Here is a 22781-nt window from a genome sequence, read left to right on the forward strand (position 1 = left end):
TCGGAGGCAGTGAGACCTCCAACCTCGCCCTCCCCCGCCCCGTCCGTCTGGTCCGGTCGGACTAGCTACACCCCCGCGTCGCGGAGCGGGTAGATCACCCGCTGGATGACGGCCTCCTCCAGCGCGTCCTCCTCGATCCACTCGCCGTCGATCCACAGCCCGAGCGTCGACCGAACCCCGGACCTCACGCCCGCGCGCTTCTGCGCCAGGATGGCCGCCGTGTCGTCGCCGCTCTCGACCGCCTTCAGGACGGCGGCGCCGTCGAGGCCGACCGCCTCGGCGTGCTCGGCGAGCTGCGCCGGGCGCAGCGCCATCTGGTGGGCGTACATCCGGTCGTGGAGAAGCCAGAAACCACCCTGCCGCGCGGCCTCCTCGGACGCCAGCGCCGCGGCGAGCGCGTTCGGGTGCGGACGCAGGGGAAAGTGCCGGAACACGAACCGGATGCCCATCGGATGGTGCTCCCGGATGTCGGCCACGAGGTCGTGGACGTCCTTCGAGTACGGACACTCGAAGTCGCCGTAGTGGACGAGCGTGACGAGGGCGTCGTCTGGGCCAGCGATGTGGTCGGCAGACGAAAGGGGCGGGTCGAGAGGCATCGTTGGAGGGGCGAGTGTGTGAGGGACGACGACGCGAGTACGCTGTGGAGACCACCGGACTCCCCTGCACTCGCCGTCTGCCCCTATCCGATGGCTCCGCCGCCGCCCGCGCGCTCGATCATCTCGACGACCTCGCGGACGGTCGAGGCGCCGCGGTCTCGGGCGTACCACTTGCGGAGTTCGCGGTAGCGCGCCTCCTTTTCGACCTCCTGCCCCGCACCCTCGAACCACGCCTGGAGATCGGACGGGCGCGGCCCCCACCAGGCCCGCTCGGCGCCGGAGGCGTCCAGCAGGATGACGACGGGGATAGAGCGCGCACGGCCGTTGGTGAGATGCGCGTCCATCAGGTCGAGGTGGTCGTCGCGGTCGAGCACACGCAACTCCACGTTGCGGGCCGCCTCCGCCAGCCGGGCGACGGGCGGCACGGTGGCGGTCGCGTCGAGGCACCAGTCCTCGGTGAGCACGATCAGCTTCCACTCGCCCACCACGTCCTCGGCGCGGGCGACCATCGCCGGGTCCGCAGAGGCGCGGCCGTAGGCTGAGGTCCAGAGTTCGACGAGGTCCTCGGCGGCGGCGAGCCAGGGCTCGAAGGGGACGGCAGCGTCCCAGTCGGCGGTGCGGTCGGTGCCTCGGGTGGCGGGGTCGAAGTGGGTGCTCGCGGGCATGCGGTCGGCGGGTGGGGGCGGACAGACGGGGTCGTCGGGGCGCGCTCTTACGCCGCGACCTGCGTTGGGTCTCCTGCATCTCCGGCTCCCTCCAGAGCTTCACCGAGGCGCGCGGCCAGCGGCCGGGACGGTCAGGCTCTGGCCTGCTCGGCCGCGCGGCCCATCCGCTCGGCGCCGATGTCGACGAACAGGCCCGCGGCCTCGGTGGCCGTGCGGCCGTCGGACAGGCGGAGCGTGGCGCGGACCGGCACCTTCGCCCCCTCCCCCGCCTCGGCGACGAGTTCGACCGTGACGACGTCGCCCAGCGGCACGAGCGCGCGGAAGTCGACCTCGATGCGCGCGGCGACCACGATGCGACCGGTGGCGAGGGCTGCCATGCCCATCGCCTCGTCGAGGAGCGCCGCGAGCGCCCCCCCGTGGGCGTGCCCGGGCGGCCCCTCCGCGCCAGGCCCGAAGACCGCCCGCGCCCAGACCGTCCCGGCGTCGGCGGCGAAGTAGCGGACGCGGATGCGGTCGGGGTCGTCGTCCGACGAGACGAAGGAGCGCGTGCCCATCGACTCCCAGAATGGCGTCAGGGGCTTCCAGCCGGGCTCCGGGGTGAGCGGCGTCATCGTCAGAGTTCGATCTCCTGGCCCTGCTCCGGGATGATGACCCGCACGTCCGGGTGGAAGAACTCGATGTTCTCCTTCATCCAGGTCTTGGCCGCCGTCTCGCCGTGGACCAGCACGACGGTGCGCGGCTTGATGCGGTCGACGACCTCGATGAGGTCGCGGCGGTGGCTGTGTCCCGAGAAGCGGAAGCGCTCGACGCGGGCGTTGACCGTGACCGGCCCCTCGTCGGGGTCGAAGGTCATCTTCTCGCCCGCCGCCGCTGCGATCTGGAGGCGGTCGCCTGGGGAGCCCTCCTTGGAGTAGCCGACGAAGAAGATGCCGTGGCGCTCGTCGGAGACGATCTGGCGGGCGAGGTCGAACGACGGCGTCCGCTCGAAGAGCATGCCGGACGTGAGGACGAAGATGCCCGGCTTGGCGAGCGCCTCGGTCTTGCGCTTCTGCGAGCGCGGGTAGCGCTCCTGGTCGACGCCGTAGACCTCGAAGTCGGCGTCGAGCCGCGGCGTGGACTCGCGGGTCTTGTCGTAGATCTCGGACACGCCGCGCATGGAGCCCGCCGTGTAGACCGGCACGTCGGCGTCGATGAGGCCGCGCCGCTTGAAGCGGTCGATGAGCGCCAGCATGTCCTGGCTACGGCCGAGCGCGAAGACGGGCAGCAGGACCGCCCCGCCGCCGTTCAGCACGTCCGCCATGGCCTGCCCGAGACGCTTCTCCTCGGCCTTGCGGGAGGTCGTCTCCGCGTCCTCGTCGGCGCCGAGCGTCGACTCCAGCAGGAGCACGTCGACGGGGCCGTCGGGGTAGTCCGCCTCGGGGAGGATGGTCTGCGGCTGGAGGCTCGTGTCGGACGTGTAGAAGAGGCGGCGGCGCTGGCCGTTCTCGTAGCCCTCCACCATCAGCCCGACCGCGCCGAGCACGTGGCTGGCATGGTAGAAGGTGCCCGCGAGCGGCCCCTCGGCCTTGCGGCCGGCCAGGCTGAAGGGCGCGTCCAGCACGTGTGTGTCGTAGACGTAGCTGAGCGCCTCGGCCGTCTCGACGTCGAACACCGGCGCGGCGCTCGACGAGCCCTCCCGGTTGCGCCGCTTCTGGAGCCGCGCGGACGACGGGAGCAGCATCTCGGCCAGCATGGCGGTCGGCCGCGACATGTGGATCTGGGCGTGCGGGACCTCGCGCGAGAGCACCGGCAGCGCGCCCAGGTGGTCGTGGTGCGCGTGCGTCACCACGATGTGGTCCACGGGGCGGTCCTTGAGCAGTTCGAAGGGCGGCAGCGCGGCGTATCCGTCCTGGTCGGGGTCCATGCCCGCGTCGAGAATCAGGCCCGTGCCGCCAAACGTGAGGTAGTGGCAGGACGCGGCGATGTCGTCGGTATCGCCGAGGGAGAGGTATTTCATTCCGGGGAGATCTGGTCCCGGAGGCTACCCGCGCGACGGCCTCTCGTGTTCTGTGCTTTCAATGAGTTCGCCCCGCCGACGGGCCGCATCGGCGGGGCGACCTCGCTCCGCGCGCCTCGGTGCCGAGGCGGGCGGGGTCACATCACAGGCCTACGAGTTCTGCAGCGCCTCCCAGTCGGCCAGGAATTTGGCGAGGCCGTTGTCCGTCAGCGGGTGCTGGATGAGCTTCTTGATCACGTCCAGCGGCATCGTGCCCACGTCGGCGCCCGCCATCGCGCACTCGACGACGTGCATCGGGTGGCGGATGGAGGCGGCCAGCACCTCGGTCTCGAAGCCGTAGATGGCGTAGATCTCGACGATCTGGCGGATCAGGTCCATGCCGTTGGACGAGATGTCGTCCAGGCGACCGATGAAGGGGCTGATGTAGGTCGCGCCCGCCTTGGCGGCCACGAGCGCCTGCGTCGGGCTGAAGCAGAGCGTGCAGTTGGTCTTGATGCCCTCCTGCGAGAACGTCTTGATGGCCTTGATGCCGTCGAGGATGAGCGGCACCTTGACGACCACGTTGTCGGCGATCTGCGCGACCTCGCGGCCCTCGGCCAGGATGCCCTCGTAGTCGGTCGCCGTGACCTCCGCCGACACGTCGCCGTCGACGATCTCGCAGATCTTGGCGATGTGGCCGTGGAAGTCCTTCACCCCGACCTTCTTCATCAGGGACGGGTTGGTGGTGACGCCGTCGAGCACGCCCATGTCGGCGGCTTCCTGGATCTCGTCGAGGACGGCGGTGTCGATGAAGAACTTCATGGCGGGGGGTGAGTCGGGAGAGGGAGGCGTGATACGAACCTGTAGGGGAGCGGGTCCGGCCGCTCCGCCCTCAATCGTCGCGGACGGACCGCGTCAGGCGGTACGCGTTGCGGACGACGCGGAGCAGCTCGCCCTCCTCGAACGCGACCTCGGACGGGAGCTGCGAGAACGCGTACGGCGGGGCCGGGTCGATGCGCCACCGAAAGACCCACGGCGCGTCGGCGCCGAGCCCGAGGCGGCCGAACCGGGTGTCGGCCACGACGAGCCCGTCCGCCTCGGGGACGCGGGCGAGCCAGCCGCGCGAGAACCAGGCCAGCGTCTCGCCGGTGCGGCTGGCGGCGAGGTCCGGCGGGAGACCGGCCACGGGCAGCGGCGCGGCGAACCGCACGTCCCACGACGGATCGAAGACGTGCAGCGCGAACGGGTGGATCTGGCCGTCGGCCTCTGCGACGCCGCGCCACGCGAACGAGGAGAGGGGGCCGGCCACCACCAGGACGCGCTGGGCGGCGATGCCGCGGTCGGCCAGCGCCACGTCGACGGTCTCGCGCGCGTGCGCCTGCATCCCGACGCCCAGCGCCAGATAGGCGACCGCCGCGACCAGCCCCACCAGCGCCGCGCGCCGCGCCAGTGCCCGGGCGCCTGCCCACAGCGCCACGCCGAGCGCGACGGCCAGCGAGATCGTCACCAGCGGGTCGATGATGAACACGCTCCCGACGGCGAACGGGTGCGTCGAGAACGGTGCCAGCAGTTGGGTGCCGTAGATCGTGAACACGTCCAGCAACGGGTGCGTCACGAGAGCGAGGATCCACAGCGCGATCCAGAGGCCGGGCGTTCCGGGGTCCCGCCCGGTCCGCTCCGCCCGCCATCGCGAGAGCCGCCAGCCCGCCCACCCGAGCACCGCCCCGCCGACGAGCCCGAACGCCAGCCCGTGCGTCACGCCGCGATGCACGAGCAGTTGGCCGGCCGTGTCGAGAAACGGGTACGTGAGGATGTCGAGGTCGGGAAGCGTTCCCGCCACGGCACCCCAGAGCGCCGCTCGGCGCCCGATACGCGGCCCGGCCACCGCCTCGCCGACGGTGGCACCGAGCACGGCCTGCGTGAGAGAATCCATGGACGAGGGCGTGGGAGTCAGGAACGCGATGCCCCCGCAGCACCCACCGCCACCGATCCGGGTTGCAGGATCTTTTCTCCCCCTCCCTCCATCCCTCCATTCCCTCCTCTCTCCGCCATGCCTCTCCGTCTCTTCGAGGACGACCGCGTCGGCCGCCTCGCCCCGCTCACGCTGACCCGCGCGGTGTTCGACCTCCGCGTCGGGGCGCGGACGCTTCTGGAGAGCGCCGTCGACGTATTCCAGCCGAGCCGCCTCGTGCTGCAGACGCGAACCCTGCTCGCGGGCGTAACGGCGCAGGAGCATCCCGAGACGGCGGTCCGCGAGGCGACGCTCGGGGGAACGCTGTTCGTCAACGGCCGGTGGCTCGTTCGCAGAGGCGAGGTCGCGGACGCCGTGAAAGCCGCCGAGCGGACGGGGGAGGCGCGGGCCTTCGTGCAGGACGGCGTACTGCTGGCCCTCGTCCACCCCGACCCGCCCGCCGCCCTCCTGAGCCGCGACGCGATCGGCATCGAACAGGCGGCGGGGGTCCCGGAGGAGCGCGTCGAGGGCGAGGTGCTGGTCGGCGAACTGGAGGACATGATCACTGACCTCGGGGCTCGCATCGCCCACGACGCCGAGGCGATGGGCGGCCTCGGGACGCACGCGGGCACGGTCGAGGACGGCGCGATCCTGATCGAGCCCGACCGGATCCACCTGGCCGCGGGCGCCGTCGTCCGCGCAGGGGCGATCGTCCGCGCCGACGACGGACCGGTGTGGATCGGGGCCGACGCCGAGGTGGGCGAGAATGCGGTCGTAAAGGGGCCGGTGTACCTGGGACCGAAGGCCGTCGTGCACGCTGCTGCACGGGTGGACGAGAGCGCGCTCGGGTACTGGTCCAAGGTGGGCGGCCAGGTCCATGCGAGCGTCCTCCACAGCCTGTCCTCGAAGGGCCACGACGGCTACCTGGGCAACAGCACGCTGGGCCGGTGGTGCAACCTCGGCGCCGACACCAACACGTCCAACCTGCGCAATGACTACGGCGAGGTCTCCCTCTGGGACCCCGAGGCAGGCGCCTTCCGGCCCACGGGACGCCAGTTCATGGGGCTAGTCATGGGGGATCACTCCAAATGCGCCATCGGTACCATGTTTAACACGGGGACCGTGGTGGGGGTGTCCTGCAACCTCTTCGGGGCAGGCTTCCCCCCCCGCCACGTGCCGAGCTTCGCCTGGGGCGGTGCTGACGGTCTGGTGCCATACCGCACGGAAAAGGCCTTTCGGGTAGCGGAGGCGGTGATGGCCCGGCGGGAGCGGTCTCTCACGGAGGACGAGCGGGCCCTCCTCCAGACGACTGCGGCAGCCCACGGTCTGGAGGCCGGGTAGGCGGGCAGGGCACGGGAACCGACCTGATTTCCGCGAGGGCCAGCGGCTAGCTTCACCGCCGCTGTCCCCGACCGCCTGTCCCCTCCCGCTCGATGGCCCCTTCGCTCCGCTCGCTCGTCGCACTCACTGCGCTCCTCCTTGCCACTAGCAGCGCCTGGGCCCAGACGGGCGGCCTGCGCGGCTTCGTCACCGGCGCCGACGACGGCCAGCCCCTCATCGGTGCGACGGTGCTCGCCGCGCCTCTCGCCGCAGACGGCTCGCTGGATGGGGAGCCCCGTGGCGCCGCCGCCGATGTCGACGGCCTCTACGTGATCCCGCGCCTGTCGGTGGGGCGCTACCTCGTCCGCGTGAGCTACGTCGGCTACGAGACGGAGATCGACACGCTCACCATCGACGCGGGCCCGCTGCGGTCGTACGACGTCGCGCTCCGCGTGGAGACGGGCGGCCTGGAGGTCGTGGTGGAGAGCGAGCGCTCGACGGGCGGCGCGCGTGTCACGGCGGGTGTGCAGGCCATCGACCCGCGCGACATCGACATCGTGCCCGCGCCGGATGTCTCGGGCGACCTCGCGAGCTACCTCACCACCTCGCCGGGCGTCGTCACGACCGGCGACCGCGGCGGGCAGTTGTTCGTTCGCGGCGGCGAGCCAAGCCAGAACCTCGTCCTGCTCGACGGCATGGCGCTCTACCAGCCGTTCCACGTGCTCGGCTTCTACTCGGCGTTCCCATCGGACATCCTGGCCGGGGCGGACCTCTACGCGGGTGGCTTCCCGGCGCGCTACGGCGGGCAGGTCTCGTCGGTGCTGGACATCCAGACGCGCAACGGCAACAAGCGCCAGCTGGCCGCGGCGGCCTCGGTGGCGCCGTTCGTGAGCGCGGCCCGCGTCGAGGGCCCGATCGTACAGGGGACCACCTCCTTCGTGGCGTCGGGCCGCGTGAGCGTGGTTGAGGAGGGCGCCGCTCGGCTCGTCGACCGTGACCTGCCGTTCGACTTCGGCGACGTGTTTGGCAAGGTCCACTCCGTGCTGACGCCCAACGCGCAGCTCTCGGTGCAGGGCATCCACACGTACGACCGCGGTACCATCGGCGAAGACGTCGGCGGGACGGTCCCCGAGGAGGTGAGCTACCGCAACACGGCGGCCGGGCTCCGCTTCCTGTACCTGCCGAACGTGTCCGCGCTGCGCGCCGAGATCCTGGTCAACGCGTCGAGCCTGGAGAGCGACCAGGGGCTGGACACGCTGCGCAACGTGCCGCTGCGGGCGTCCAGCATCGGCCGGATCAACGCCGAGACCAACCTGACGTTCTACCTCCCGTCGGTGGACCTGAAGACGGGTGTCTTCGTCCGCACGAACCGCCTCACGAGCGACCTGCGGCTGGTCGGCGGCGACAACCTGCGGGAGTTCTACACCGAGGCGGGCGCCTACATCGAGCCGGAGCTCCGGCTGGGCGGGCTCTCGGTGCAGGGCGGCGTTCGCGTGCAGAGCTACCCCAACGACGGCCGGACGTACCTGGAGCCCCGCGCGCGGATCGTGTGGTCGGGCCGCGGCCAGGAGATCTCGGCGGCGGGCGGCCTCTACCACCAGGAGGTGATCGGCGTCAACGACCGCCGCGACGTGGCCAACGTGTTCACGGCGTGGACGCGCGCCCGCTCCGAGGAGGTGCCGTCGGCCTGGCACGGCATCGTGGGCTACCGCGTCACGCCGACCCCGTGGCTGGAGCTCGTCGCGGAGGGCTACTACAAGTACCTCCAGAACCTGCAGGTGGCCGAGTGGACCGCCTTCCCGCGCTTCTCGACCGGCACCCAGCCCGCCGACGGCGAGGTCTACGGCCTCGACACCCGCGTGGAGGTCCGCGCCGGGGACGCCCTCTACGCGTACGTCAGCTACGGCCTCTCGGAGGTCACCTACGACGCGCAGGGCCCGAACCTGGAGCTGTGGTACGGCAGCGAGTCGCTCCGCTTCAACCCGCCGCACGACCGCCGCCACCAGCTCAACGCGCTCGTCAGCACGACCGTCGCAGGCGTGGACCTGTCGGCCCGCTTCCAGTTCGGCTCAGGGCTTCCGTTCACGCGGGCGCTCGGCTTCGACCGCTTCATCTCGCCCAACACGCCCCCGGACGTGTTCGAGACGCCGGGCACCTCCCGCGTGATCTACGAGCGCCCCTACAACGGCCGCCTGCCCACCTTCCACCGGCTGGACCTCTCGGCGGACCGCACGTTCACGCTCCGCTCGGGCCTCGACCTGACGGCCCAGCTGGCGCTGATCAATGCCTACGACCGGGCCAACGTGTTCTACTACGACACGTTCACGCTCCAGCGCGTCGACCAGCTGCCGCTCATCCCGTCCTTCGGCCTCAAAATCGCCGTCAACGACTAGATGCTGCGCACCGCCCCTCGCCTGCTGCTCGGCCTGGCTGCGCTCGCCTTCCTCGGAGCGTGCTCGGACTCCGTGGACCCGACGCTCGGCACCGAGCAGGCGTTCTCGCTCTACGGCTACCTCGACCCCAGCGCCGACCGGCAGGCCCTCCGCGTCGCCCCGATCGTGGGCACCATCGTGGCCGACACCGCGCGCACGCTCGCGGCGACGGTCACCTCGGAGGAGCTGGGCACGGGCCGGACGGTCGCCTGGCGCGACTCGTTCGTGACCTACCGCGACGGCTCGACGGGGCATGTCTTCGTGGCCGACTACACGCCGACGCCGGGCGCGACGGTCGAGGTCCGCGTCGCCGAGACCACCGGCGAGGGACGCGTCACCACGGCCACCGTCGAAGTCCCGCCCCTGACCCAGTCCGCCATCGGCGAGCCGACGGTCGTCGCGGGCATGACGACCTACACGGTGACCGTCCGCGCGCCGCGCGTGATCGGGGGCACGCTCCGGCTCTTCGTGACAGGCCTCCCCTCGGCGCCGGCCGACACGAGCGCGCTCGTGGTGCCGATCGAGCCCGGGGAGCTGGAACTCACCGACCGCGGCGGCGAATGGACCGCCCGCGTCCCGTTTCTCGAAGCCACACGCGACTTCCTCGAGGCCGAGGATCTCTTCGGCGTCGGGCTGACGCTGGTCGAGGCCGAGTTCGCACCATTCGTCACGAGCACCGCCTGGGCCATCCCTCCCGACGGCCTCGACGACGACGCCATCGTGGAGCCGGGGACGTTCTCGAACGTGGTCGGCGGCTTCGGCTTCGTGGGGTCCGGCTTCGAGGCGCCCGTGCGGTGGGTGCCCTCGCCGGGCACGCAGGCTCGCGCCGGGTTCGCCGTCGAGGGCGATCCGGCGGGTCTCGTGGTGGTGAACGAGGTCGGCACAGGGTTCGTGGAGCTGTACAACTCGTCGATCGAGCCGGTCAGCCTCGGTGGCTATGCGGTCTCGGCCGGGGCCCCCGAGGCGGGCGTCCGGCTGCCGCCGACCATCCTCGACGGCAAGGCCTTCCTCGTGATCGAGGGCCCCTTTTCGGTCACCGCCAGCACCACCATCACGCTCACCAACCTGTCGGGACAGGAGGTGCACCGGCTCTACATCGACCAGGACATCAATGCCGAGCCGCGCGGCCCCGCCTGGGGGTCGTACCCGGACGGTCTCTCGGCCCCGATCCGCGGCGCCTTCCCGGGCGACGACGGCCACGACCTGTTCCATGGCCCCCTGCTGCTCACTCCCGGCGCGCCGAACCGACCGTATACCGTCCCGGCCGTGATCAACGAGATCTCGACCTCCGGCGACGGCTTCGTCGAGGTGCTGCGCCAGAGCTCCCTGCTCGCCCGCGTCTCGCTGGGAACGACCCCCCGCAACCTCGGGCTCGCCGAAGCCACGCAGGTCGAAGGCGACTTCTTCGTGGCCGACGAGACGGAGCACTTCGAGTTGGAACAGACCGGAGGCACGCTGTACCTGCTCGCGACCTACGGCCCGCGCCCCGACCCCGGCCAGACCCGACCGCGACGGGTGGTGGACGCACGCGCTTACGGTCCGCAGAGCCCAGGGCGCTCGGTCGGCTTCGTGCCCGACGGTCTCGCCGACCCGCGGGATTCAGACCGCGGCTGGCAGGTGGACCTTTTCCCCACCCGTGGCCGCCCCAACGCTGCAAGCGGGCGGCTCGCGACCCGCTCCGAATGACACGCCTGACGCCGCTTCTCCTCCTGGCGATGCTCGCCCTCGGAGCGTGCTCGGACTCCGTGGACCCGACGCTCGGCACCGAGCAGGCGTTCTCGCTCTACGGCTACCTCGACCCCAGCGCCGACCGGCAGGCCCTCCGCGTCGCCCCGATCGTGGGCACCATCGTGGCCGACACCGCGCGCACGCTCGCGGCGACGGTCACCTCGGAGGAGCTGGGCACAGGCCGGACGGTCGCCTGGCGCGACTCGTTCGTGACCTACCGCGACGGCTCGACGGGGCACGTCTTCGTGGCCGACTACACGCCGACGCCAGGCGCGACGGTCGAGGTCCGCGTCGCCGAGACCACCGGCGAGGAACGGGTCACCGCGGTGCGGATCTCCGTGCCGACGCTCGACCGTCCGGAAATCGGCTCGTTCCTCGGGACGAGTGCCGAGGTGACGTACCCGATCCGAGTCCGCGCCCCGCGCGTGCTCACCACCAGCCTCGTCTACCGGGTCGTCGGGTTGCGCTCGGCGCCGATGGACACCGTGGCCGTCTCCTTCTCCGACTTCGCGCCGTTCGAGGACGCAGGGGGTGGGACGTGGGGCCTGGACCTCCCCTTTGTCGCCACGAGTCGCGCGTTCCTGTCCTCGCCCGCGGCCGAAGGCGCGACGCTCCGCCTGGTGGACGTCGCCGTCCGGGCGTTCGTGACCGGGCCCGAGTGGGACATCCCGGCGGGCGGGCTCGACGAGGACCGGATCGTGGAGCCGGGGACGTTCTCCAACGTGACTGGGGGCTTCGGCTTCGTGGGGTCCGGCTACTGGACCGAGTCGCGCTGGACGCCGTCACTCACCACACAATCGCGAGCCGGCTTCCTCGTCGACACCGACCCGGCCTCGGTGCTCCGGATCAACGAAGTCAGCGCCCAGGGGTGGGTCGAACTCTACAACCCGACGCTGGAGTTCGTCCCCATCGGGGGCTACCGGATCTCCTCGGAGGGCCAGGCGAATGCCTTCCCGAGCGGAACGGCCGTCCCCCCGCTCGGCTTCCAGGTCTTGCAGGTCGCGCCGTCCCTCGCCGACGGACGCGTGGTGCTCGAAAGCCCCGCTGCCGTCGAGATCGTGGAGACAGGGATCCGGGGCCTCTCTGAGATCACCTCGATCACCATCGGGTCGTTCCCCGACGGCCGCACCCGGCTCATCGGAGAGTTCCCGGAGTTCCGCGGCTTCAACCTGTTCCAGAACCGCCTCGTCGCGACGCCCGGCGCGCCGAACCGCCCCCTGTCGTTCCTGGCGATGATCAACGAGGTCTTCTCCGCTGGCACCGACGGGTGGGCGGAGATCCTGGCGCCTCCCGGCGTGACGGCCATCTTGGTCACCGACGACCCCGAGCGCCCCCTTTCGATGTGGGTGCCCGCCGTTCGGGAGGGCGACCGGTGGATCGCGAACGAGACCCCCGGGCGGTTCGATCTTCCGCAGACGGGCGGCGAGGTGTACGTGGCCGTGCTCGTGCGGGATGTGCCCCCGCGAGTCTATGATACCCGGACGTACGGCCCGCAGACGCCAGAACGGTCCTCGGGCACGCTGCCCGACGGCGACCGCGACGCGTGGAGGCTCGACCTTCTCCCGACCCGAGCGTCACCCAACGCCGCTCCCTCTCGGCTCGCATCTCGCTAGCCTCTCTCGATGCACGCTCTCGCCTCCATGTCCTCGACCCTGCTCGCCGGGCGCCGCCTCGTCCTCTCCGCCGTCGTCCTGGCGGCCCTGGCCTCGGCCGCCGGCTGCTCTGACAGCGTCGACCCGACGGTCGGCACGGACCAGGTGTTCTCGATGTACGGGTACCTCGACCCGTCCTCCGACCGCCAGGCGCTCCGCATCATCGAGATCGGGCGCACCATCGGATCGGATACGCTGAGCACCATCGACGCGGTCGTCACCTCGACCGAGGCCGGCTCGGCCGTCACCACGACGTGGCGCGATTCGCTGGTGACGTTCGCCAACGGCGCCACAGGGCACGTCTTCCTGGCCGACTACACACCGACGCCCAACGCGCAGGTGACGCTCACAGCCACCGCCAGCGACGGCCGAGCGGCGACGGTGAGCATCGCGGTGCCGCCGCTCTCGTCCGCCACCGTCGGAGCCCCCGAGAACGTCAACGGCTTCACCACCTTCCCGGTGACGGTGCGCGACGTGCCGCGCGTGATCGGCGGCACGCTCCGACTCCGCGTGACCGGCTTGCCGACGGCGCCCGCCGACACGACGGAGTTGGAGATCCCGGTCCGCGCCTATGACATCCAGCAGAGCGGGCCGGACTGGGTGGTGGTGGTCCCGTTCGTGGAGGCCACCCAGTCGTTTCTGCGCGCCCGCAACCTGTTCGGCGTCGGGCTGACGCTCGTCGAGGCGGAGTTCGGTGCCTTCATCGCCAACGACGTGTGGAACGTCCCGCCGGGCGGCCTGGACGAGGATGCCATCATCGAGCCGGGGACGTTCTCAAACGTCACGGGCGGCTTCGGCTTCGTGGGCGCGGGCTACGAGGCGCCGGTCCGCTGGCTGCCGTCGCCGGGGACCCAGTCGCGGGCGGGGCTGGCGATCAGCGGCGACCCGGCGGCCCTCATCGCCGTCAACGAGGTCGGGCCGGGCTACACCGAACTGTACAACCCGTCGGCAGAGGCCGTCGAGGTGGGAGGCTACGTGCTCACGATGGGCGCGCCGCAGGAGGGCGTCATCATCCCCAACCCCAGCACCGTGCCTCCGGGGGGTTTCCTGGTGGTGGATGGCCCGTTCTCGGTGGTCGTGGACAAGCCCGTCCAGTTCCTCAGTTCCTCCGGCCGCCTGATCGCCCGCAACTACCCCGAGGCGGACGCCCAGGTCTGGGGCGCGTACCCGGACGGCCTCTCGTTCGTCCTCCCGCAGGGCGGCCCGGACATCTTCCGCGGCCCCCTCCAGCCGTCGCCGGGCGGCCCGAACCAGCCGCTCTTCCGGCCCGCGGTGATCAACGAGATCTCGACCTCCGGCGACGGCTTCGTGGAGGTGCTGCCGACTGACCTGGGCTTCAACTCGGCGCGGCTCTCCTCCGTCTCGCGCGAGCTCGCCTTCAACGGAGTCGACGCGTCCCGCGAGGGCCGCTACGTCGTGGCCGACGAAGGCGGGACGCTCACGCTGGAGCAGACCGGCGGGACGGTCTACCTGCTGGTGGACTACGGCAGCTCGGAGACCCCCACCGAGCCGTCTGGCTACCGCGTCGTGGACGTCCGCACGTTCGGCCCGCAGGCCCTGAGCCGTTCGCTGGGCTACCTGCCCGACGGTCCGGGCGGCACCTGGAGCGAGGGCCTCCTGCCCACCCGCGCCGCGCCCAACGCCGCCGCACGCTTCGTCAGCTTCTAGGGCACGCATGCGCGTCGTCGCGGTTCTCCTGCTCATGGCCCTCCACCTCGGGGCGTGCGCGGACTCCGTCGACCCGACGCTCGGTACCGAGCAGGCGTTCTCGCTCTACGGCTTCCTCGACCCGACGGCCAGCCGGCAGGCCCTCCGCGTGGTGCCCATCGTCGGTGCCATCGACGGCGACACGCTGAGCGCGCTGCCCGTCGAGGTCACCTCGGTGGAGCGTGGCACCGGGCGGACCGCCTCGTGGCGCGACTCGGCGTTCACCTTCCGCGACGGCTCCACGGGGCACGTCTTCGTGGCGGACTACACGCCGACGCCGGGCGAGACGGTCGAGGTGCGCGTCGAGGAGACCACCGGCGAGCGCCGGGTCACGCGTGTCGAGGTCGAGGTGGCCCCGCTTCAGCGGCCGGTGCTGGGCACGGTCCTCACGACCGGTGCGGCCGTGACCTACCCGATCCAGATCCAGGCTCCGCGCGTGCTGACGACCGAGTTGGTGTTCCGCGTCGTCGGCCTTGCGGAGGCGCCCCTCGACACCGTCGCCGTGCCCTTCGCCGACGTCGCACCGTTCGCCGACGTCGGGGGCGGCGTGTGGGCCCTCGACCTCGACTTTCTGCCGACGGCGCGGGCCTTCCTCGCGTCGCCGCAGGTCCGTGGCGCGACGCCACGCCTGGTGGACGTGACCGCGCAGGTGTTCGTCACCGGCCCCCAGTGGGCCGTACCGCCCGCGGGGCTCGACGAGGACCGCATCATCGAACCGGGGACGTTCTCGAACGTAATGGGCGGCTTCGGCTTCGTCGGCTCCGGGTTCTGGGCCTCGACGCGCTGGACGCCGTCGCTGGCCACGCAGTCCCGCGCGGGCTTCCTGGTAGAGGCCGACCCCGCCTCGGTGCTGACGATCAATGAGGTGAGCGGCGGGGGCTGGGTCGAGCTCTACAACCCGACGCCCGAGACGTTGCCGATCGGCGGCTACCGGGTCGCCGTCGGGGCGGACCGGGCGACGATTCCGGCCGGGCAGTCCATCGCGGGGTTCGGGTTTACGGTGGTGCGCGTCGCGGCGACTCTGCAACGTGGGCCGGTGGTGCTGGAGAGCCTCAGCGGCGTCCCGCTCGTGGACCTGGATGTGGGAGCCCTCCCCGACGACCCGGACGTGTTCTCGTTCGGCTCGTACCCCGACGGGCGGAGCCGGCAGATTGGCGAGTTCGCCCAGTACCGCGATTTCGACCTCTTCCGAGGGCTGATTGCCCCGACGCCCGGCGCTCCGAACCGGCCCGTGTCCCATATCTCCGTCGCCAATGAGGTGTTCACGACGGGCGCCGACGGATGGGTCGAGACCATCAACCGCCTCGGCATCCGTTCCGTCCTAGTCACTGACGACCCCGATCGCACGCTCTCCGAGTGGGTACAGGCCCGCCGGGTGGGCGACTTCTGGGTCGCCGACGAGACGCCCGGACGCCTCGTTCTCGATCAGCTGGGCGGCGAGGTCGTCGTGGTGGTTCTGCGCAATAAGAACCCGCCACGCGTCTACGACGTCCGGCCGTACGGTCCCCAGGTGCCAGGGCAGTCGTCCGGTCTGCTGCCGGACGGCGAGCGCGCCAACTGGACGGAGGGGCTCCGGCCCACGCGCGGCGCGGCCAACGCGCTCGCCCGGTTCGGCTTCTGACGCAGCGAGGCCCGGCCGAACTGCGTCGGCCGGGCCCCGGGGTCTGCTCGTCCCGCGAACGGGACGGTGCGGGCCACCTAGTTGAGGTGGGCGACCAGCTCCTCGCGGCGGTGCTTCTGACGGAGCTTGCGGAGCGCCTTCTCCTTGATCTGGCGGACGCGCTCACGGGTGAGCCCGAACCGCTGGCCGACCTCGACGAGCGTGAGCGGCTGCTCGTGGCCGATGCCGAAGTAGAGGCGCGTAATCTCGGCCTCGCGCGGGTGCAGCGTGGCGAGCGCGCGCTCGATGTCGATGTTGAGGCTCTCGTTGGTGAGGTCCTCGTCCGGCTGCTCGAAGTTGTCGTCGGCGAGGACGTCGAGGAGGCTGTTGCCGTCGTCGTCGTCGAACGGGGCGTCCATCGAGAGGGAGTGGCGCGAGTGCTGCAGGCCCTCGACCACCTTCTCCTCCTTGAGGTCGAGCTCCTGCGCGATCTCGTCGGGGGTGGGCTGGCGGCCGAGCTGCTGCGCGAGCCGCGCCGAGGCCTTCCGCATCTTCGACAGCGTGCCGACGCGGTTGAGCGGCAGGCGCACCGTGCGGACCTGATCGGAGAGTGCCTTCAGGATCGACTGGCGAACCCACCAGACGGCGTACGAGATGAACTTGAACCCGCGCGTCTCGTCGAAGCGCTGGGCGGCCTTCACGAGGCCGTAGTTGCCCTCGGAGATGAGGTCGGCGAGGGACAGGCCCTGGCCCTGATACTTCTTGGCGACGGAGACCACGAACCGAAGGTTCGCGCGCACGAGCTGGTGCAGCGCGAGCTGGTCACCCTGCTTGATCTTCTGCGCGAGGTCGACCTCCTGGTCGGGGGTCAGGAGCGGGACCTGCCCGATCTCCTGGAGATACTGGTCCAGCATCCGCTGACTGCGGGGGACGTACATCGGCGGTTCGTGGGTTAGCGGTACAAAAGTGGCGGCCCTCGGCCGACCGGCCGCCCTCCGGGGCGCGGTCACAAGCTTGGGAGTGTAAGGATTCGCCTCGGGCCGGCATCAGGCGAACCACCGTCCTATCGGCACTCCGGGGCGGAGTTCCTTAACAGTTCGGTTTTCGCGCCCCCTCTACGTTCCGAACCGGTGAAGGACTACGGTCGGCACGAGGACGCGGTGAGCGGGCGAGAGAACGAGGACCGCTCGCCTCCAGTCTCTGCGCCACGGCCTCTTCACCGGGCCTCACCCCGCCTGAGGGGAATGGTGGCGTGACACGGGGATGGAGTCGTCGGCTCCCAGCGTTGGTGACACGGCCCGCCTCGGCGCCGAGGCGGGCCGCGCCGTCTCAGTCCTGACGCCGTCCCTGCTCGATGGCCTGGCGGAGGTCGGCCCAAAGGTCGTCGGCATCTTCGAGGCCGACGGAGACGCGGACAAGCCCGGTGGTGATGCCGCCCTTCGAGCGGGCCTCGCCGGTCGAGACGCGCTGGGTGAGGCCGGCCGGATGCTGCGCGAGCGTGTCGGTGGAGCCGAGGCTGACGGCGGGCGTCGCGAGGCGGAGCGAGCGGAGGAAGCCGTCGGCAGCGGCGAACGCTTCGGGGCCGTCGGCCGCCCCGTCGGCGCCGAGGACCTCGAACGACAGCATCGCGCCCGGCCCGGCCATCTGGGTGCCGACGAGCCCGCGCGGGTCGCGACCGGCCACGCTGGGGTGGTACACCGCGCCGACGCCGGGGTGCGCGACGAGGTGCGTCGCGAGCGCCGACGCCGTCTCCTGGGCGCGGCGGACGCGCAGGGGCAGCGTCGCCAGCCCGCGGTGGAGCGCGTAGGCGGCCTCCGGGTGGAGGTTGGCGCCGGTCAGGATGCGGACCTGCCGGAGCCGCTCGGCCCACGCCTCGGAGCACGCCACGACGCCTGCCAGCACGTCGCCGTGGCCGCCGATGAACTTGGTGGCGCTGTGCATGACCAGCGCCGCGCCGAGCCTGAGCGGCTGCTGGAGCACCGGCGTCCCGAACGTCGCGTCGACGGCGACGGGGATCTCGCCCGCCACAGCGGCGACGGCGGCGACGGCGGCGATGTCGATCAGGTCGAGGGTCGGGTTGACGGGCGTCTCGATCATCACGAGGCAGGTGTCGTCCTGGATCGCGTCGGCCACGCCCGACTCGTCGGTCCAGGTCACCGTCAGGCCCAGCAGGCCGGAAGTCAGGAGCCGGTCGGTGGTGCCATAGATGGGCCGGACGCCGACGACGTGCCGCTTGTGGTCCGCCTTGGCGGCGAGGAAGATCGCCGTGAGCGCCGCCATGCCGCTGGCGAACGCGACCGCCGCGTCGGCGCCTTCGAGCGCGGCCAGCCCCTCCTCGAAGCGACCCACGGTCGGGTTGTAGAGGCGCGAGTAGATGGCCCCGCCCGCCTCGGTGGGGCCGCCGCCGGCCATCATCGCGTCCAGGCTGCCGACGGCCGCGTCGAGCGACTCGAACGGGTACGTCGTGGAGAGGTCGATGGGGGGCGCGTGGACGCCGAGGCGGCGGAGGTCGTCTCGACCGGCGTGGACGGCGAGGCTGTCGGGGTGGAGAGAGTCGGACATGGGCGGAGAGAGAGCGCGTCCGCAAGGTCTCCCTGTGGAGGGGAGTCGTGCGCCCCTCGCTCCCTTTTCCACGAATCCGGCTCCGGGCACCTCCCCGGAACAGGGGATGGCGACTCAACCCGTTGGGTTTTAGGCTCCTGTACCTCCTCCACCCAACCAGACGATGAAGACTCTCGTCCGCTTTGCCCTCCCGCTCCTCGCCATCGTCCTGTTCTCGGGCTGCTTCTCCAGCGGCTCGTCCCGGTCGGCCCGCGCCAGCGACGGCCGCGCCTCGCTGGTGGTCGTCAACAACTCTCCCAAGACGATCTACTACCTCTACGCCTCCCCGTGCTCCAGCACGTCGTGGGGCTCGGACCGTCTCGACTCGGACCAGGTCATCTCGTCCGGCCAGACGGTCGCGTTCACGATGACGACCGGCTGCTGGGACTTCAAGGCTGTCTTCTCCGACGACACGGACGTGGTGCGCCGCAACGCCAACATCACCGACTCGAGCTGGCGCTGGACCATCGGGTAGCGGATCGGTAGGGCGCGGCGTGGCATCCCCTTCCCCACAGCCGACGCTGCGCCCTACAGGCCGCCGGTGACCACGAGCACGTCATAGAGGGCGTGCGTCCACGCCGCGAGGGCGAAGCCGCGCAGCAGGAAGACGGCGTTGAGCGCGAGCCCGAACAGGAACCGGAACGTGAACACGGGCAGCGTGAACGGGTCGCCGAACGCCCCGATGTGATGCACGGCGCTGAACACGACCGCGCCGACGACCGCGGCGATGATGTAGGCTCGCCGCCGGTCCGGCGTCCCGATGCGCTGGATCGCCCAGAACAGACCGCCGACGAGGATCACGCGGAAGACGAGTTCCTCGTACAGCCCCGCGCCAATGCTGAGGGCCAGCTGGAGCCCGAGGCCAAGTTGCGAGAGCTGGGCCAGCGCGAGGTCCGGGAGCAGCCAGCCGCCGAACAAGGCGCCGACGGTCCCGCCGACGAGGAACGCCAGCACGACGGCGTACACCAGGGACTCAACGAGGAGGAGTCCGAAGTAGCGGGGCACGAGCGGCGGACGCCGCTCGCGCTCGCGCCAGTACACGTAGCCTCCGATGGCGAGCACGACCGCACCGACGGCCGCCCACCCGACGCCGCCGAGGGCCGCCAGGAGCGTCTTCAGCCACACGTCCGCCCCGACGCGGATCTGGCCGCCGCTGCCGGGGTTGGCGAGCAAGACGCCGACCTCGTAGAGCACGAAGAGAGGGAGCGCGGCGAGGAAGCCGTACGTGGCCGTCTTCGTGGCGTCGAAGTAGCCGGTCGGGCGGGGCGACGGCGCGGGGGCCGCGGCGGACGGGGACGCGAGGGCGTCCATCTCGGCGGCGAGCCGGGCGACGGCGTCGGCGGGGGACTCCATGGCGGGGCGGGGAAAGCCGACCTACGCGCGGGGCAGGCGCGAGGATGCGAACGGCCCCTGACGCCTCTACCCCGCTGCGACGGGCCTCCGGGAGACTTCTCGGTTCACCGCGGACGCCCTGGGGTGTCCTGCCTCGGGCGTCGCGCCGAGGCGGACGGGGTCAGGGCAGGCTCCGGATCTCGACGCGGCGGGCCGCATTCGGATCGAGCGACAGCGCGGTCGCGGCGGCGGCCGACAGTTCGACGAGGTAGGACCGGCTCACGGGGCCGCGGTCGGTGACGCGTGCGAACGTGCTCCGCCCGGAGGCCGGGTTGGTCACCAGCACGACCGTCCCGAAGGGCAACGTGCGATGGCTCAGGGTGAACGCGAGCGGGTCGTAGGGCTCGCCACTCTCGGTCGGGCGCCCACGCATCACGTCGGGGTAGACGAGCGCGAGGCCGTCCTCGTCGGCCGGGCCCATCTCCATGCGCGAGGCGATGGCCGGGTTGACCGCGGCGGGCAGGCGCAGCAGCGTCCCGGGCTGCAAGGGCGCGGTCGAGAGGGAGTTGATGCGAGCGAGTTCGTCGACGCTCAGCCCGAGGCCGAACGCGATCGAGTAGAGCGTCTCGCCGGGCTCGACGAAGTGGACGAGATCGGCCGGGACGGTGGTGTCGGTGATGGACCACGCGCGCGGGGGGCCGAGGGGGACCGGGGCCCCCGCCGTCGCCGGGCCGGTGCCGCCGCCGCCGACCACGAGCCGCTGCCCGACCTCGATGGTGTCGCCGGAGATGCCGTTGAGACGCCGCAGCTCCTCAACCGAGGTGTCGTAGCGGAGCGCGATACGGAAGAGCGTCTCCCCGGCCGTCACCACGTGGACGACGCCTCCGGCCGCTGGGCCGCGCGCGGGCGGCGGGGCCGGGGTGACGGGCGTCACGACGGGCGGGCGAGGCGTCTCGGGGCGGGGCAGCGTCGGGATCGACTCGCCGACGCCCTCGACGGGCCCGGGCGGCGGGGCCGTCTGCGCAGGCATCGGCACACGGTCGGTGAGGCGGAGCGTCTGCCCGACCGAGATGTAGGTCCCGTCGATGCCGTTGAGCGCACGCAGCCGGTCGACGGTGAGGTCGTGGGCGCGGGAGATCCGGTAGAGCGTGTCGCCGGGCTGCACGACGTAGGTCGTGGCCGACTGGGCGAGCGCCACGAGGGGCGTCAGCGCGACGAGAAGGACGAGGCGGCGGATCATGGCAGTCTAGTCGTCGAAGCCGAGGCCGTCGGCCTCGAGGAGGGCGCTCTGAAGCTCGGCGCGGGCGTGCGTGTCGCCCGCGGCGGTGGCTGCGGCGATGCCGGCGCGGTAGGTCGCCAGGGCATCGGCGTCGCGGCCGAGGGTGCGGTACAACGCGCCGAGGTGGAAATACGTCCCCACGTAGTCGGGGCGGTCGCGGACGAGGCCCTCGTAGTACGTCCGGGCCACCTCTGCCTCGCCGCGCTTGGCGTGCTCCTGCGCGAGGGCGAACCGCGTGAACGGGTCGTCGGGGTCGTCGCGGAGGAACTCCTGGAGGGTGGCGAGTCGGTCCATGACGGGAAGATAGCCGGGGCACGAGACGTGCGGCGCGAGCGGCGCCTCCCCGCCTCGGCACCGAGGTGGGACAGGCCATCGGCCCGCCCCCGCCTCCCACCGGTACGGCGGGCCTACCAGCTTCCCCCTGCGCCACCGCCACCGCCGAAACCACCCCCGAAGCCGCCGAAGCCGCCCCCCCCGAAGCCGCCGCCGCCGCCCCAGCCGCCGCCGGGGATCACAATCACGCCCGGTCCGCTCCGACGACGACGACGGCCCCCTCCCCCGGACCCCGACGACGGGGGCGCCTGGTGACGGGACGCGAGCACGACCAGCACGACGAAGATCAGCAGCAGGAAGCACAGCACGGAGCCGATGGCATCTTCCCCCCCACCCCCCGAGGCGGACGGGGCCACGAACTCACCGGACAGAGATGCCGTGATGGCGTCTGTCGCCTCGTCGATGCCGGCGTAGAAGGCGCCCTCGCGGAACCGGGGCACGATGATCTGCCGGATGATCGTGCCCGCTGTCGCGTCCGGCAACGCCCCCTCGGCGCCGAAGCCGGTCGTGATGAACACCTCCCGGTCGGCCGTGGCGACGAGCAGCACGACGCCGTCGTCAATGCCTGCCCGGCCGACGCCCCACTCGCGAAGGATCTCGGTGGCATAGTCGACCGGCGCGACGCCATCCGTGGTCGCCACGAGGACGACGGCCACCTGGGCCCCCGTCGAGTCGTCGAAGGCGACCAGCTTGCGCTCCAGCGCGTCGCGCTCCGCCGGGGAGAGCGTGCCCGTGAAGTCGTTGACGAGACGCGCCGGGCTGGGCCGCGCCGGGATGTCGAACCGCGACTCGTAAGGCTGGCCGTTCTGCGCGGCCGCGCCGACGGCGGTGGCGAACAGGACGGCGGCGACGAAGACGGAACGGAGGCGCACGAGACGAGGCGGGAACAGGATGGACACGACGGAAACGCTGCGCAGGGCCCTCAGACCCCACGCCTCACACCTCACGCCTTGCCGCTCAGTCGAACGTGATCTCCGGGGCCTGCTCCGCGCCCGCCTCGGCCTCGAAGGGCGCACGGGGCGTGACGCCCGCGATCGGTGCGATGAGCGCGGTCGGGAACGTGCGGATGCGGCCGTTGAGACCCGCGACAGCGCCGTTGTAGTCCCGGCGGGCCGTCGCGATGCGGTTCTCGTTGCCCTCGATCTGCGTCTGCAGGTTCAGGAAGCCCTCGTTGGTGCCGAGCGTCGGGTACGCCTCGGAGACGGCGAGCAGGCGGCCGAGCGAGGCGCCGAGCGCCGACTGCGCCTCCTGGTAGCGCGCGAGCGCCTGCGGGTCGTCGAGGTCGTCGGCCGAGACCTGGATGCTGGTCGCGCGGCTGCGCGCCTCGATGACGTTCTGGAGGGTCTCCGACTCGAAGTCAGCCTGGCCCTGGACGGTGGAGACCACCTGATCGATCAGGTCGGCCCGGCGCTGGTACTGGGTCTCGACGTTGGCCCAGGCCTCGGTGACCCGCTCGTCCTGCTGGACGAGGCTGTTGTAGGTGCCGCAGCCCGCACAGCCGGCGAAGCCGACGAGGAGGACGAGGACGAGGAGGACAATCGCGCCGGTGCTTCGCATGGTGGGAGCCAGGGAGGGTCAGAGGAGAGCGCTATCCTACGCCACCTCCCGCA

The 22781-nt window shown here is 71.7% G+C and carries 20 protein-coding genes; 7 read left to right on the forward strand and 13 right to left on the reverse strand.

Features of this window, described 5'->3' with window-relative positions; all coding sequences use genetic code 11:
- Positions 1 to 65 precede the first annotated feature (65 nt).
- The 6 genes from B1759_RS04620 to B1759_RS04645 all read right to left on the reverse strand — a co-directional run bounded on the left by B1759_RS04620 (position 66) and on the right by B1759_RS04645 (position 5169).
- Positions 66 to 596: a thioredoxin domain-containing protein gene (locus tag B1759_RS04620; protein WP_095513858.1), complete on the reverse strand. Its 531-nt coding sequence runs from the start codon at positions 594 to 596 to the stop codon at positions 66 to 68.
- 83 nt (positions 597 to 679) lie between these two features.
- Positions 680 to 1261, reverse strand: coding sequence for a thioredoxin family protein (locus B1759_RS04625; protein WP_095513859.1), 582 nt, complete (start codon positions 1259 to 1261; stop codon positions 680 to 682).
- Positions 1262 to 1392: 131 nt separating this feature from the next.
- Positions 1393 to 1872, reverse strand: coding sequence for a PaaI family thioesterase (locus tag B1759_RS04630; protein ID WP_095513860.1), 480 nt, complete (start codon positions 1870 to 1872; stop codon positions 1393 to 1395).
- Between the two features lie 2 nt (positions 1873 to 1874).
- Positions 1875 to 3257, reverse strand: coding sequence for an MBL fold metallo-hydrolase (locus B1759_RS04635; protein WP_095513861.1), 1383 nt, complete (start codon positions 3255 to 3257; stop codon positions 1875 to 1877).
- A gap of 150 nt (positions 3258 to 3407) precedes the next feature.
- The gene (gene fsa, locus B1759_RS04640; RefSeq protein ID WP_095513862.1) at positions 3408 to 4058 is read right to left on the reverse strand and encodes a fructose-6-phosphate aldolase; all 651 of its coding nucleotides are present in this window, start codon (positions 4056 to 4058) and stop codon (positions 3408 to 3410) included.
- A gap of 70 nt (positions 4059 to 4128) precedes the next feature.
- Entirely contained in the window at positions 4129 to 5169 is a 1041-nt protein-coding gene (locus B1759_RS04645; RefSeq protein ID WP_095513863.1) for a metal-dependent hydrolase, read from the reverse strand.
- 117 nt (positions 5170 to 5286) lie between these two features.
- Between B1759_RS04645 and B1759_RS04650 the strand changes: the two genes are divergently transcribed.
- The 6 genes from B1759_RS04650 (at position 5287) to B1759_RS04675 (ending at position 15647) form a co-directional block, all read left to right on the forward strand.
- Complete coding sequence (locus tag B1759_RS04650; protein ID WP_095513864.1) at positions 5287 to 6528, forward strand: putative sugar nucleotidyl transferase; 1242 nt, start codon at positions 5287 to 5289, stop codon at positions 6526 to 6528.
- A gap of 92 nt (positions 6529 to 6620) precedes the next feature.
- Positions 6621 to 8900: a carboxypeptidase regulatory-like domain-containing protein gene (locus B1759_RS04655; protein ID WP_095513865.1), complete on the forward strand. Its 2280-nt coding sequence runs from the start codon at positions 6621 to 6623 to the stop codon at positions 8898 to 8900.
- The gene (locus tag B1759_RS04660; RefSeq protein ID WP_095513866.1) at positions 8901 to 10625 is read left to right on the forward strand and encodes a hypothetical protein; all 1725 of its coding nucleotides are present in this window, start codon (positions 8901 to 8903) and stop codon (positions 10623 to 10625) included.
- On the forward strand, positions 10622 to 12280 hold the full coding sequence (locus B1759_RS04665) for a lamin tail domain-containing protein (protein ID WP_095513867.1): 1659 nt from the start codon (positions 10622 to 10624) through the stop codon (positions 12278 to 12280). Before B1759_RS04660 ends, B1759_RS04665 begins: the two co-directional genes overlap by 4 nt.
- Before the next feature lie 27 nt (positions 12281 to 12307).
- Positions 12308 to 13987: a lamin tail domain-containing protein gene (locus B1759_RS04670; protein WP_143537264.1), complete on the forward strand. Its 1680-nt coding sequence runs from the start codon at positions 12308 to 12310 to the stop codon at positions 13985 to 13987.
- Between the two features lie 7 nt (positions 13988 to 13994).
- The gene (locus B1759_RS04675) at positions 13995 to 15647 is read left to right on the forward strand and encodes a lamin tail domain-containing protein (protein ID WP_095513869.1); all 1653 of its coding nucleotides are present in this window, start codon (positions 13995 to 13997) and stop codon (positions 15645 to 15647) included.
- Between the two features lie 77 nt (positions 15648 to 15724).
- On the opposite strand, the gene B1759_RS04680 is transcribed toward B1759_RS04675, so the two are convergent.
- Positions 15725 to 16564 (reverse strand): RNA polymerase sigma factor RpoD/SigA, encoded by an 840-nt coding sequence (locus tag B1759_RS04680; RefSeq protein ID WP_095513870.1) that lies wholly within the window; start codon positions 16562 to 16564, stop codon positions 15725 to 15727.
- Positions 16565 to 16955: 391 nt separating this feature from the next.
- Entirely contained in the window at positions 16956 to 18188 is a 1233-nt protein-coding gene (locus B1759_RS04685) for a PLP-dependent aspartate aminotransferase family protein (RefSeq protein WP_095513871.1), read from the reverse strand.
- Between the two features lie 163 nt (positions 18189 to 18351).
- On the opposite strand from B1759_RS04685, the gene B1759_RS04690 reads away from it, so the two are divergent.
- Positions 18352 to 18702 carry a hypothetical protein gene (locus B1759_RS04690; RefSeq protein ID WP_095513872.1) on the forward strand — a complete coding sequence of 117 codons (351 nt, stop codon included), beginning with the start codon at positions 18352 to 18354 and terminating at the stop codon, positions 18700 to 18702.
- A gap of 53 nt (positions 18703 to 18755) precedes the next feature.
- Here B1759_RS04690 and B1759_RS04695 read toward each other — a convergent pair whose 3' ends face one another.
- From B1759_RS04695 to B1759_RS04715, 5 genes are all read right to left on the reverse strand, one after another.
- Positions 18756 to 19580 (reverse strand): type II CAAX prenyl endopeptidase Rce1 family protein, encoded by an 825-nt coding sequence (locus B1759_RS04695; protein WP_095513873.1) that lies wholly within the window; start codon positions 19578 to 19580, stop codon positions 18756 to 18758.
- A gap of 160 nt (positions 19581 to 19740) precedes the next feature.
- Positions 19741 to 20799 carry a LysM peptidoglycan-binding domain-containing protein gene (locus B1759_RS04700; protein ID WP_095513874.1) on the reverse strand — a complete coding sequence of 353 codons (1059 nt, stop codon included), beginning with the start codon at positions 20797 to 20799 and terminating at the stop codon, positions 19741 to 19743.
- Between the two features lie 6 nt (positions 20800 to 20805).
- Positions 20806 to 21132: a tetratricopeptide repeat protein gene (locus B1759_RS04705; RefSeq protein WP_095513875.1), complete on the reverse strand. Its 327-nt coding sequence runs from the start codon at positions 21130 to 21132 to the stop codon at positions 20806 to 20808.
- A 113-nt stretch (positions 21133 to 21245) separates the two neighbouring features.
- Entirely contained in the window at positions 21246 to 22043 is a 798-nt protein-coding gene (locus B1759_RS04710; RefSeq protein WP_198948749.1) for a YgcG family protein, read from the reverse strand.
- A gap of 85 nt (positions 22044 to 22128) precedes the next feature.
- Entirely contained in the window at positions 22129 to 22728 is a 600-nt protein-coding gene (locus tag B1759_RS04715; protein ID WP_095513877.1) for a LemA family protein, read from the reverse strand.
- Positions 22729 to 22781 lie beyond the last annotated feature (53 nt).

The organism is Rubrivirga sp. SAORIC476, assembly GCF_002283555.1.
Lineage (GTDB): Bacteria > Bacteroidota > Rhodothermia > Rhodothermales > Rubricoccaceae > Rubrivirga.

What these genes read in the sequence shown, in the direction of transcription:
- B1759_RS04680 (WP_095513870.1), bottom strand. Translation starts at nt 16,564, where the DNA reads ATGTACGTCCCCCGCAGTCAGCGGATGCTGGACCAGTATCTCCAGGAG.
- B1759_RS04655 (WP_095513865.1), top strand. Translation starts at nt 6,621, where the DNA reads ATGGCCCCTTCGCTCCGCTCGCTCGTCGCACTCACTGCGCTCCTCCTT.
- B1759_RS04705 (WP_095513875.1), bottom strand. Translation starts at nt 21,132, where the DNA reads ATGGACCGACTCGCCACCCTCCAGGAGTTCCTCCGCGACGACCCCGAC.
- B1759_RS04685 (WP_095513871.1), bottom strand. Translation starts at nt 18,188, where the DNA reads ATGTCCGACTCTCTCCACCCCGACAGCCTCGCCGTCCACGCCGGTCGA.
- B1759_RS04630 (WP_095513860.1), bottom strand. Translation starts at nt 1,872, where the DNA reads ATGACGCCGCTCACCCCGGAGCCCGGCTGGAAGCCCCTGACGCCATTC.
- B1759_RS04670 (WP_143537264.1), top strand. Translation starts at nt 12,308, where the DNA reads ATGTCCTCGACCCTGCTCGCCGGGCGCCGCCTCGTCCTCTCCGCCGTC.
- B1759_RS04715 (WP_095513877.1), bottom strand. Translation starts at nt 22,728, where the DNA reads ATGCGAAGCACCGGCGCGATTGTCCTCCTCGTCCTCGTCCTCCTCGTC.
- B1759_RS04675 (WP_095513869.1), top strand. Translation starts at nt 13,995, where the DNA reads ATGCGCGTCGTCGCGGTTCTCCTGCTCATGGCCCTCCACCTCGGGGCG.
- fsa (WP_095513862.1), bottom strand. Translation starts at nt 4,058, where the DNA reads ATGAAGTTCTTCATCGACACCGCCGTCCTCGACGAGATCCAGGAAGCC.
- B1759_RS04690 (WP_095513872.1), top strand. Translation starts at nt 18,352, where the DNA reads ATGAAGACTCTCGTCCGCTTTGCCCTCCCGCTCCTCGCCATCGTCCTG.
- B1759_RS04625 (WP_095513859.1), bottom strand. Translation starts at nt 1,261, where the DNA reads ATGCCCGCGAGCACCCACTTCGACCCCGCCACCCGAGGCACCGACCGC.
- B1759_RS04635 (WP_095513861.1), bottom strand. Translation starts at nt 3,257, where the DNA reads ATGAAATACCTCTCCCTCGGCGATACCGACGACATCGCCGCGTCCTGC.
- B1759_RS04620 (WP_095513858.1), bottom strand. Translation starts at nt 596, where the DNA reads ATGCCTCTCGACCCGCCCCTTTCGTCTGCCGACCACATCGCTGGCCCA.
- B1759_RS04695 (WP_095513873.1), bottom strand. Translation starts at nt 19,580, where the DNA reads ATGGAGTCCCCCGCCGACGCCGTCGCCCGGCTCGCCGCCGAGATGGAC.
- B1759_RS04650 (WP_095513864.1), top strand. Translation starts at nt 5,287, where the DNA reads ATGCCTCTCCGTCTCTTCGAGGACGACCGCGTCGGCCGCCTCGCCCCG.
- B1759_RS04660 (WP_095513866.1), top strand. Translation starts at nt 8,901, where the DNA reads ATGCTGCGCACCGCCCCTCGCCTGCTGCTCGGCCTGGCTGCGCTCGCC.
- B1759_RS04665 (WP_095513867.1), top strand. Translation starts at nt 10,622, where the DNA reads ATGACACGCCTGACGCCGCTTCTCCTCCTGGCGATGCTCGCCCTCGGA.
- B1759_RS04645 (WP_095513863.1), bottom strand. Translation starts at nt 5,169, where the DNA reads ATGGATTCTCTCACGCAGGCCGTGCTCGGTGCCACCGTCGGCGAGGCG.
- B1759_RS04700 (WP_095513874.1), bottom strand. Translation starts at nt 20,799, where the DNA reads ATGATCCGCCGCCTCGTCCTTCTCGTCGCGCTGACGCCCCTCGTGGCG.